The following is a 10,431-nucleotide window of genomic DNA, read 5'->3' as shown; positions in this document are numbered from 1 at the left end:
GTGGACGAGTCGGTGCAGATCTATAACAACGAGCGGCCTCATCTGTCGCTGAAATACAAAACACCCGATGCGGTGCATCGGGCGTTTTGAGGCTGAAACAGGTGTAAACCTATTTCAGGACTAGACACGCGATTCGCCGATCAGGCCAGATCCACCAACACGATCTCGCTGTCTTCAAGCGCCGTGACGGTCAACACCTGTTCATCAGCCACTGCCACACCGTCTCGAGCTTGTGCGCGCAAGCCGTTGACTTCAATGACACCCGTAGCGGGAACCAGATACGCCCGGCGTCCGGCATCAAGGCGATATTCAGCGGTTTCACCGGCCTTGATATTGGCCGCCACCAAACGCGCGTCGGCGCGGATGCGCAGGCTCTGGTCGTCACCAGTCTTGCCGCTGGCGAGCGTTACGAAACCTTCCCGGTCGCCTTTCGGGAACGGTTTGGCGCCCCAGGACGGCGGTGCGCCGGTTTCGGTCGGCAGAATCCAGATCTGGAAGATCTTGGTGTCCGTGGCTTCCAGGTTGTATTCGCTGTGGGCGATTCCGGTGCCGGCGCTCATGACCTGCACGTCGCCAGCCTCGGTGCGGCCCTTGTTGCCCAGGTTGTCTTGGTGGCTGATCGCACCTTCACGCACGTACGTGATGATTTCCATGTCGCGGTGCGGGTGAGTAGGGAAGCCCGTGCCGGCGGCAATGATGTCGTCGTTCCACACGCGCAGGTTGCCCCAGCTCATGCGTTGCGGATCGTAGTACTCGGCGAACGAAAAATGGTGATGGGCATCCAACCAGCCGTGATGGGCGCCGCCCAGCGAGCTGAAGGGTCTGAGTTCAAGCATGATCGTCTCCTCAAAAGGTTCGTCATGGGGCGCGATGCCTGAGCCACGAAGCGAGACCGGTGATTGATGGCAGCCATCATCTATCAGTCAACCATCGAGAAAAAGCGTAAAAACTGCGGCATTCCAATCGAATCGGTTGATATGAAAAAGGCTCGAAACCGTCTCGTCCCACCTTCAATTCATCGCCTAAACCAATGACCTGTAAGCATTTCGCTAGAACAAAAAAGCAAATGCAGACACCATAGCCCCCAACAGCCTCACATCCGGAGTCCGTCAGCGTGGCGCAACACACCCCCGATCTTCCTCCCGAACTTCGCCCCCTGGCCGAGATGCCATGGTTCAAACGCCTGGCGGCGCGTTTCCTTGGCCATGGTTTGACGCAACTGCGCGCCCAGCACCGGGCTTCGTGGTTGCACGGCCAGGCTGACGGCTTTCGCAGCGGGCATACCGCCGGCGTGGATTACGGGTACAAGGAAGGCAAGGCTGACGGCCTGGAAGAGGGCCGCCAGGTGTTGTTGATCCGCGACAGTCGCAATACCGAGCATCGCCCGCCGGGTATCGATAATCACTTGTTCGACGACTGGCGTCTGCCGCTCAGCGCAGAACTGAAGAAGCGCATGAAAGCCGATGTCGCGCGCCTGCTGCCAGCCCACGCCCAGCCAAGCGTGGCGCAATGGAAAATGATTTTCAGCGATACCCCGTCAACCTCGGTGATTGCCGGCGCCGGAGCCGGCAAGTCCACCACGCTGGTGCTGCGGATCCTGCTGCTGACTCACTACCTGGGCTTCGAGCTCGATTCGATGACCGTGGTGACCTTCACCCGCGAGTCGCGCAAGGACTTCATCAACAAACTGATCGAACTGTTCGCATTGTGGGGCCGGGCACTGAGTCAAAAAGACGCGCGGGATCTGGTGCGCACCTTCCACTCGCGGATCTTGCCGATGGTTCGCAGCCTGCCGGGGTTCGAGCGCTTGCAGGCATTCGAAAACCTCAGCCACCGCGCGCCGGGTGCGGATGAAGACGTCGACAGCAATCCGTTCGATCTGCGCATCAACGACGCGCAGCGCCAGCAGCTCAACGCCTGTTACCACCGTCTCTACAAAGAAGACCCGCGCTTTGCGCAACTGATCCAGCCGCTGTCCCGGCACGCCTTGCAGCTCAAGGAGCTGGAACGCGATCACCCGGACGTGCAAAAGCGCGTCGCTGTAACGGAGCTGGCGGCTCGCCGCGATGAAGAGCTGTGCGACATGATCGAGGACATGTGGCTCCGCGCCGGTGCCTGGCCGATCAAGGGTATCGAACCGAGTCGCCAGGCATTCGAAATCAATGGCGCATCTTTCCATGGGCACGGCTACATTCCGAGCCTGGACGCCTGGGTGGTATTGGGTTTCGACCCTCGGGAAAACCCGCAGGTCTGCCGTCCCAACGCCAAGCTGACGGTGCGTGCAGAGTGGGCAGTCAAGCGCACCCTGTTTCAAGCTTTCTGTCGTAAGCCACTGATTTGGCTGGATAGTTACGAATCGTCAAAACGTTTATTGGCCACGCTGGCAGGCGATGTCAGCGCCGGTCCCGGCTTCGATTACAAGGTCAAGGGCGAGCTGGCGTCCGCACCGTTGCTCGACTGTTTTGTCGCCGCCGCCGGCTTCATCGAAAATCTGGGGCTGGATGTGCCGGACGCTGTTGGCCGCATGAGTTTCGCCAAGGATGATCCGGACCGGTTTTTCTTCGAGGCTTTAAGTCTGTTCTGGCGCGCGCTGGAAGATCATCTGCTGGATCAGAAGCCGCCGGTCATGACCTACAACCGCATGTTTGCACTGTTCAGCGAGCACTCACCGGAAAACTTCAAACTGCTCAGTGATGAGCTGTTGCGGCCGATGTCGCACCTGATGATCGATGAGTTTCAGGACGTTTCACCGCAGATCGTCTCGTGGATTCGCGCCAGCCTCTCGGAAATCCGCAGTCGCGGCCCCGCGATGCACGTTGGACGAGGCGCACAGCGATCGTCGCTGCTTTGCGTAGGCGATGACTGGCAATCGATCTACGGCTGGCGCGGCAGTTCGCCGAGCTACTTCATGGAATTCAACAAGGAATTCCCGTCGCCGAGTACGACCCGGGTGATGCTCAGCGACAACTATCGCAGCCATCAGCACATCATCGACGCGGCGGAACACATCGTCCGGGCAGCGCCGGCGATCCCAGGCAAGAAGGCCAAGGCCAGCGGCGAGGAGAGGCCGTTGCAGCCAGTCAACGTGCTGGAGCGCGACGATCAGGCACTCGGCCAGCGCCTGTCGGAACACTATCGAAACGGCGATTCGATCCTGATGCTCTATCGAAAAAGCAGCGATAAGTTATTGATAGAACAGCATATTCAGCATGTAGTTAATGTGGATTCGAGCTTGCCTTATGAGTCCCGTCGCCTGAAACAGCTGACCTATCACAGTGCCAAAGGTCTGCAGGCCGACGCGGTGTTCCTGCTGGGCGATTGCCAGCACCTGACCAGTTCGCCATACAAGAATCAGGTGTATCGCATGGCCGGACTGGGCAAGGCCGGCGACAGCGAGCCTTATGACAGTGCGCAAAAAGACGAAATCCTGCGCCTGGCCTACGTCGGCATCACTCGCGCAGTCAGCCATTGCTACTGGTACGTCGAGCCGCAAGACACCCAGGCAGTCAATATGCCTCGAGCTTCCGACCGGGTTGCCAAAGGCAAACCGTTCTTCGTCGATCATCGTCCGGAAAAGAAAACGGCCTGAATCCAATGCCCATGAAAAAGCCCGCACAAAGCGGGCTTTTTATTTTAAATCAGCTAGTTACGCATAACTCTTGAGGGATTCAGGAGGAATGAATGCCTCCAGCTCGTCCTCAACGGCTTCGATTATTCGCTCCACATCCGCCGCGTTCATCACTGTGGCACAGGGGATGCCGGCGATCGCGATCAGGGTTTCGCCGCTGGCCCGATCGAACAGACGCGCGACCAGACTGCCCGGCGCATCCATGGTCGCCTCGAAACCCATGGGATGAAAATGCCAGCGCATCAGCTGGCAGGCATTGGGAAACGTGACCTTGCTTGACCCTTTATTCATGTGTTGCCCGCCTTCTTCATCGAGCGCTTCCGTTCGCTCATGGTAGGTGGGAAGAGCCGTCATTGGCCCAACCGTTGATTGCCTTTAAAAGTAGCATCTGGATGTGAAGTTCCCGTGAGAATTTTCAGTCGATTTAGCGATTGCCGAGATTTTTTTGATGTAAGTCACTGTCCATCGCGACCTTCGGCAAAGTGCTATCACTGTCGGTTGTTGAAGCAACACCAGAAGTTGGGCAAGCTCGATTCTTTTTCCATGAGTCTCTTATGCACGCCGACGATGACGGCCCGGAACAGACCCGGGCCACGGCCGAAACGGTCATGCGCTATCACCTGTGCTGGAAACACCGGGACCTGGATGGCGTCATGGCGCTGTACCACCCGGACATCCAGTACAACGATTTCTTCCAGAACCGCGTGCTCGGCCTCGACGAGTTGCGCGAGTACGTCCGGGTCAGCATGCCGCGCGAGTCCGACGAAGCGCTGGAGCATTGCGACCGCATCCGTATCGACGGCAACACCGCCTTCATTCAATACGAAGTGACGTTGCGCGGCGGCAACGGCCTGGTGTCGTTTCGTTCCAGCGAAGCCATCACGGTCAAGGATGGACAGATCTGGCGGGTCAACGAATATGCGTCGCTGGTGCGCGAACAGGCCGACAGCTTGACGGCAACCCGCCAGCGCCCGGCGACGAGTCGCCTGGGCCTGTCGCCCCGTCAGCTGAGTTTCATGGCCGATGACTTGCAACAATACTTCCAGCGTCAGCAGCCTTATCTCGATCCGGAACTCGATCTGCAACGGGTGGCGAAGGAGTGCGGGTACAGCCGTAACCAGATTTCCTACCTGTTGAATCAGGTGCTGGGGCAAAGCTTCTACCGCTACGTCAATCAGGCGCGCCTGCAACATCTGTTGCAGTCGCTGGACAACGCCACGCCGCCGCTGCGCATCGATGAACTGGCCTTCGCCGCCGGTTTCAATTCGCTGTCGGCTTTCTATAGCTGCTTTCGCCAGCACACCGGCCAGTCGCCCAAGGCCTATGCGAAGCAAATTTCTTTGCGGACACGCGCGCAAGACAATCCCTGAGTTCTGCCTCTAGGATCGACGCCATCGAAACCTGGATTGGCGGAGTCTTGCATGCCGGCGTGGCGCACTATCAGTTTGTGGATGGATCAACTCGACGAGCCGCTGACCGCGCGCCCGTCGCTTGCGCAGGACCTGGACGTCGACGTGGCGATCATCGGCGCCGGTTATACCGGGCTGTGGACTGCGTACTACCTGAAGCAACAGGCGCCGAGCCTTAACATCGCGATCATCGAAGCGCAAACCGCCGGGTTCGGCGCTTCCGGTCGCAATGGCGGCTGGTTGATGGGCAATCTGCTGGGTGAGGATCGCCTGCTGGCGGGCCTGTCCGCACAACAACGTCGCGCTTCGTTCGATCTGTTGCACAGCATTCCTGATGAAGTAGAAGTCGTCCTCGAACGCGAAGGCATCGACTGTGATTACCGCAAAGGCGGGGTGCTGTACTGCGCCGCGCGCTATCCCGAGCAGGAAGTCAGTCTTCGCGACTACCTGAAAAAACTCCACGCCCAGGGACTGACCGACGACGATTACCGCTGGCTCAGCCCGGAGCAACTGGCGCAGCAGCTGCGCATCGCCAAACCCTACGGCGCCATCTTCGCCCCGCATGTGGCGACCATTCACCCGGCGAAACTGGTGCGCGGCCTGGCGCGAACCGTCGAAAGCATGGGGGTGAAGATCTACGAAAACAGCCCGGTGACCCATTGGCAGGCCGGCAGCCTGCGTACCGACAAGGCCGGCGTGCGCAGCCGCTGGATTGTCCCGGCCATCGAAGGTTATTCCGTCACGCTGCCACCGCTGGGGCGTTATCAATTACCGGTGCAGAGCCTGATCGTCGCCACCGAGCCGTTGTCCGCCGCGACCTGGGACGCGATCGGCCTCAGTCGAGGCCAGGCTTTCAGCGAATTCAGCCGTCAGGTCACTTACGGCCAGCGCAGCGCCGACAACCGGCTGATTTTCGGCGCCCGTGGCGGTTATCAGTTCGCCGGCAAGCTGCGCCACAACTTCGACCTGACCCGCGATGAAGTCGAGCTGCGCCGCTACCTGTTCGGCGAATTGTTCCCGCAACTGAAAAACGTCCAGATCACCCACGCCTGGGGCGGGAATCTCGGCATGTCCCGGCATTTCAAACCGCACATGCTCTGTGACCGGGCCAACGGCATCGCGCTGTCCGGCTGCTATGGCGGGGAGGGTGTCGGCGCTTCCAATCTGGGTGGGCGCACGCTTGCGGATCTGATTCTCGAGCGCAACACCGAGCTGACGCATCAGCCGTGGGTGCTGCCCGACGGCGGGATCCACGCGCTGCGGGCCTGGGAGCCGGAACCGTGCCGCTGGCTCGGCTACAACGCGATCATCAAGAGCTTCGTCCACGAAGACCAGACCCTGGCTAACCCGGCGACCGCGCCCTGGCGGCGCAAGCTTGCCAGCCAGGTCGCCGGGTTCATGGAAGGTTTCATGCACTAAACGTTTGTTTACTACGAGACAGGTAACGCCATGAGCATCACCCAATTCAAGAACACCGCCACGTTGCAACTGGATGAGTCCAACCCGGTGGCCGTGCCGCTCGGCACGCCGGTGGCGATTGCCTCGACCACCAGCGTCGAGCGCGACGACGGCGTCGAAACCGGCGTCTGGGAATGCACCCCCGGTCGCTGGCGCCGGCAGATCACCGCTCAGGAGTTCTGCCATTTCATTTCCGGTCGCTGCACGTTCACCCCGGACGACGGCGGCGAAACCCTGCACATACAAGGTGGCGACGCACTGATGTTGCCGGCCAACACGCTCGGGATCTGGGACATCGAAGAAACCGTGCGCAAGACCTATGTCCTGATTTTCTGACGTTTTGATCCTTTTGATTGCCTGCCAACAACAATAGCCAATACAGGAATCGATCCATGATCCGAAAGACCCTCGCGCTCGCACCCTTGATGCTCGCCGTCTCCTTCGCTCAGGCGGCGGATACGGTCAAGGTTTACAACTGGTCCGACTACATCGCGCCGGACACCGCCAAGAACTTCGAAAAGGCCAGCGGCATCGGCGTCACCTATGACGTCTACGACAGCAACGAAACCCTCGACGGCAAGCTGATGACCGGCAAATCCGGTTACGACGTGGTGTTTCCCTCCAACCACTTCATGGCGCGGCAGATCGAGGGTGGGGCACTGAAGAAACTCGACAAGAGCCAGTTGCCGAACTGGAAGAACCTCAACCCGGTATTGCTCAAGGCCTTGCAGACCAACGATCCGGGTAACGAACACGGTTTTCCGTACCTGTGGGGCAGCACTGGCATCGGCTACAACGTCGCCAAGGTCAAGGCCGTGCTGGGTGACAACGCGCCGGTGGATTCCTGGGATCTGATCTTCAAACCCGAATACATGGAAAAACTGCAGAAGTGCGGCGTGGCCATCCTCGACAACGGCCCGGAACTGCTGCCGGCGGCGCTCAACTACCTGGGTTTGCCGCATCACAGCAAGAACCCCGAGGACTACAAGAAAGCTGAAGCACTGCTGATGAAAGTGCGGCCGTACGTCAGCTATTTCCATTCCTCGAAGTACACCAGCGATCTGGCCAATGGCGACATTTGCGTGGCCGTCGGTTTCTCCGGCGACATCCTGCAAGCGGAAAACCGCGCCAAAGAAGCGAAGAACGGCATCGACATCGGCTACGAGATTCCCAAGGAAGGCGCCGCCATCTGGTTCGACATGGTCGCCATGCCGGCCGACGCGCCGGACGAGAAGGCCGGCTACGCGTTCATGAACTACCTGCTGCAGCCCGACGTGATGGCCGGCATCAGCAACTACGTGCATTACGCCAATGGCAACGAACAGGCTGACAGCCTGATCGACCCGGCGATCAAGAACGACACCAAGGTGTATCCGAGCCCGGAAATGATGGGCAAGCTGTTCGCACTGGAAGCGATGCCGCTGAACATCGACCGGATACGCACGCGGGTTTGGAACAAGATTCGTACTGGCAGCTGAAGAAAAACAGGCGAGGGCGGCACAGCCTTCGCCTGATTATGTTCTGTCGGAATTACTTGATATCAATACACTGGCATCGCACTGATAAAGTGCAGCAAAGTGAGACGTTGCTAACAAAAAACAACTTACCGATATTTAATATTTAAATAATAAATCGTCAGACAATTAGGCAGGCTCACCAAACTTACAACATTCTTTCGGCGGCACGCGCTTTGTTTACGGGAGTTTCCCGGAACAGTTCAACTTGATCTCAAAAAAACGCTAGACGTTAGATTTCAAATTGTGTCAGGTTTCTTACGCCTTCATTGGGCGAGTGATAGGACAATCTCGCCAGAGGTTGTCGCTATCGGACAAAAACTGTTCCATTGCTAAACAAGGAAGTGTGTTTATGTCGAAAGTAAAAGCTAATGCTGTTGATACCGCCGAGCAGGCTTTCCAGCTGAACGCGGCTCCCCTGGCTGCGTCGAGCTCGGCGTTCAACCAGATCAACAGCTTCAGCCATCAGTACGATCGTGGCGGCAACCTCACGGTCAATGGCAAACCCTCCTTTTCCGTCGACCAGGCCGCCACCCAGTTGCTGCGCGACGGCGCTGCCTACCAGGACAAGGATGGCAGCGGCAAGATCGAACTCACCTACACGTTCCTGACTTCGGCATCGTCCAGCACGATGAACAAGCACGGGATCAGCGGGTTCAGTCAGTTCAGTACCCAACAAAAAGCCCAGGCCGTGCTCGCCATGCAATCCTGGGCCGATGTGGCCAACGTGACCTTCACCGAGAAAGCCTCGGGCGGTGACGGTCACATGACCTTCGGTAACTACAGCGGTGGCCAGGATGGCGCTGCAGCGTTCGCTTATCTGCCAGGCACCGGCGCCGGTTATGACGGCACATCGTGGTACTTGATCAACAGTGGCTACACGCAAAACAAGAATCCGGATCTGAACAACTACGGTCGTCAGACCCTGACCCACGAAATCGGCCACACCCTTGGCCTGGCGCACCCGGGCGACTACAACGCCGGCAACGGCAACCCGACCTACAATGACGCCACCTACGGGCAAGACACCCGCGGCTACAGCGTCATGAGCTACTGGAGCGAAAGCAACACCAGTCAGAACTTCAGCAAGGGTGGCGTGGAAGCTTATTCCTCCGGCCCGCTGATGGATGACATCGCGGCGATCCAGAAGCTCTACGGCGCCAACCTGACCACCCGTACCGGTGACACCACCTACGGCTTCAACTCCAACGCCGGTCGCGATTTCCTCAGCGCCTCGTCGTCGGCCGACAAGCTGGTGTTCTCGGTATGGGATGCGGGCGGCAAGGACACCTTCGACTTCTCGGGTTTCACCCAGAACCAGAAGATCAACCTCAATGAAGCCTCGTTCTCCGACGTTGGCGGCCTGGTGGGCAACGTGTCCATCGCCAAGGGCGTCACCATCGAGAACGCCATCGGCGGTTCGGGCAACGACCTGCTGATCGGCAACAGCGCGGCCAACGAGCTCAAGGGCGGTGCCGGCAACGACATCATCTGGGGCGCAGGCGGTGCTGACAAGCTGTGGGGCGGCGCGGGTTCGGACACCTTTGTGTTCGCGGCCAGCTCCGACTCCAAACCGGGTGCGATCGATCAGATCCTCGATTTCGTCAGCGGTCTGGACAAAATCGACCTGACCGGCATCACCAACGGTGCAGGCCTGCACTTCGTCAGTGCCTTCACCGGCGCAGCGGGTGACGCGGTTCTGACGTCATCGGGCGGCAACAGCCTGTTGTCGGTGGACTTCTCCGGACACGGCGTGGCTGATTTCCAGGTCAGCACCGTTGGCCAGGCAGCCACCAGCGACATCGTGGCGTGATGTAACACGGGAAGCGGCGCGTGATGCGCCGCTTTCTTCACTTGCATCGCCATGGCCGGTAAGCAAGGCTACGTGCCGGAGTGAAATTTCCTATGATCCAATTCGCTATTACCCGCAAAGCGGCGGCGTATCTGTTGCCGATGCTGATGATGATTTCTGGAGAAACAACCATGGCAAGCAGCCTCAGACTCGAAGACCCATCGGTATTTGCCGGGCAGTGGCAGGCGACCCTGAGCGCCCGCAGTGACAGCCCCGAAGCGCAAGCCCTGCAAGACAAGCCGTCGAACACCTGCCAGATCGACCTCGAGGCGAACCAGACCTTGGGCAAGGGCGCCGATTGCCTGAGCGCGTGGTTGCAGGACGCCGCCATCGGCTGGTTTCCCGATCCGGACGGTCTGTCGATCACCGGCAAGGAAGGCTCAAGAATCCAGTTTTTCAGCCGACAACGTGACGGGCTTTATCTGAGCACTTTGAAGTCGGGCCTGGTGATTACACTCAAGCGTTCCTCGCAGCAGCCGTAATGACCGGAACCGACTGACCGTTTAAATATAAAGCGCCCCGTTACAGTTATAAGCGACAGTGCAATAACTTGCAGTCCGGTTTTAATCG

General features: G+C 59.0%; 10 protein-coding genes. 8 read left to right on the top strand and 2 right to left on the bottom strand.

Translation table 11 applies throughout. The features are described from left to right. On the top strand, positions 1-90 hold a 90-nt coding region (locus JKA62_RS16420; RefSeq protein ID WP_146615305.1), incomplete at its 5' end, for an integrase core domain-containing protein. Positions 91-140: 50 nt separating this feature from the next. On the opposite strand, the gene JKA62_RS16415 is transcribed toward JKA62_RS16420, so the two are convergent. After that, a complete protein-coding gene (locus tag JKA62_RS16415; protein ID WP_085610260.1) occupies positions 141-836 on the bottom strand; it encodes a pirin family protein in 696 nt (231 codons plus the stop codon). Positions 837-1,114: 278 nt separating this feature from the next. On the opposite strand from JKA62_RS16415, the gene JKA62_RS16410 reads away from it, so the two are divergent. After that, positions 1,115-3,589 carry a UvrD-helicase domain-containing protein gene (locus JKA62_RS16410; protein ID WP_201818654.1) on the top strand — a complete coding sequence of 825 codons (2,475 nt, stop codon included), beginning with the start codon at positions 1,115-1,117 and terminating at the stop codon, positions 3,587-3,589. Between the two features lie 57 nt (positions 3,590-3,646). Here JKA62_RS16410 and JKA62_RS16405 read toward each other — a convergent pair whose 3' ends face one another. After that, positions 3,647-3,919, bottom strand: coding sequence for a DUF1652 domain-containing protein (locus tag JKA62_RS16405; RefSeq protein WP_011334086.1), 273 nt, complete (start codon positions 3,917-3,919; stop codon positions 3,647-3,649). 263 nt (positions 3,920-4,182) lie between these two features. On the opposite strand from JKA62_RS16405, the gene JKA62_RS16400 reads away from it, so the two are divergent. The 6 genes from JKA62_RS16400 (at position 4,183) to JKA62_RS16375 (ending at position 10,343) form a co-directional block, all read left to right on the top strand. Next, positions 4,183-4,998 carry a helix-turn-helix domain-containing protein gene (locus tag JKA62_RS16400; protein ID WP_201818652.1) on the top strand — a complete coding sequence of 272 codons (816 nt, stop codon included), beginning with the start codon at positions 4,183-4,185 and terminating at the stop codon, positions 4,996-4,998. Positions 4,999-5,049: 51 nt separating this feature from the next. Continuing rightward, positions 5,050-6,456, top strand: a complete 1,407-nt coding sequence (locus JKA62_RS16395) for an NAD(P)/FAD-dependent oxidoreductase (RefSeq protein ID WP_201818649.1) — start codon at positions 5,050-5,052, stop codon at positions 6,454-6,456. 30 nt (positions 6,457-6,486) lie between these two features. Beyond that, positions 6,487-6,831: a cupin domain-containing protein gene (locus JKA62_RS16390; RefSeq protein WP_011334089.1), complete on the top strand. Its 345-nt coding sequence runs from the start codon at positions 6,487-6,489 to the stop codon at positions 6,829-6,831. Between the two features lie 56 nt (positions 6,832-6,887). Continuing rightward, entirely contained in the window at positions 6,888-7,973 is a 1,086-nt protein-coding gene (locus JKA62_RS16385; RefSeq protein WP_011334090.1) for a polyamine ABC transporter substrate-binding protein, read from the top strand. A 388-nt stretch (positions 7,974-8,361) separates the two neighbouring features. Further along, positions 8,362-9,822 (top strand): serralysin family metalloprotease, encoded by a 1,461-nt coding sequence (locus tag JKA62_RS16380; protein ID WP_201818648.1) that lies wholly within the window; start codon positions 8,362-8,364, stop codon positions 9,820-9,822. A 92-nt stretch (positions 9,823-9,914) separates the two neighbouring features. Then, a complete protein-coding gene (locus tag JKA62_RS16375; RefSeq protein ID WP_181457859.1) occupies positions 9,915-10,343 on the top strand; it encodes an AprI/Inh family metalloprotease inhibitor in 429 nt (142 codons plus the stop codon). Positions 10,344-10,431: the final 88 nt, after the last annotated feature.

It is taken from the genome of Pseudomonas sp. B7, from assembly GCF_016735645.1.
GTDB lineage: Bacteria > Pseudomonadota > Gammaproteobacteria > Pseudomonadales > Pseudomonadaceae > Aquipseudomonas > Aquipseudomonas glycinae.
The sequence above is the reverse complement of the archived record's forward strand: the minus strand, read 5'-3'. Positions and strand labels throughout refer to the sequence as shown.

Excerpts from the sequence above, each read along its gene's own strand:
- JKA62_RS16390 (WP_011334089.1), top strand. The coding sequence starts at position 6,487 with ATGAGCATCACCCAATTCAAGAACACCGCCACGTTGCAACTGGATGAG.
- JKA62_RS16385 (WP_011334090.1), top strand. The coding sequence starts at position 6,888 with ATGATCCGAAAGACCCTCGCGCTCGCACCCTTGATGCTCGCCGTCTCC.
- JKA62_RS16400 (WP_201818652.1), top strand. The coding sequence starts at position 4,183 with ATGCACGCCGACGATGACGGCCCGGAACAGACCCGGGCCACGGCCGAA.
- JKA62_RS16375 (WP_181457859.1), top strand. The coding sequence starts at position 9,915 with ATGATCCAATTCGCTATTACCCGCAAAGCGGCGGCGTATCTGTTGCCG.
- JKA62_RS16380 (WP_201818648.1), top strand. The coding sequence starts at position 8,362 with ATGTCGAAAGTAAAAGCTAATGCTGTTGATACCGCCGAGCAGGCTTTC.
- JKA62_RS16395 (WP_201818649.1), top strand. The coding sequence starts at position 5,050 with ATGCCGGCGTGGCGCACTATCAGTTTGTGGATGGATCAACTCGACGAG.
- JKA62_RS16405 (WP_011334086.1), bottom strand. The coding sequence starts at position 3,919 with ATGAATAAAGGGTCAAGCAAGGTCACGTTTCCCAATGCCTGCCAGCTG.
- JKA62_RS16415 (WP_085610260.1), bottom strand. The coding sequence starts at position 836 with ATGCTTGAACTCAGACCCTTCAGCTCGCTGGGCGGCGCCCATCACGGC.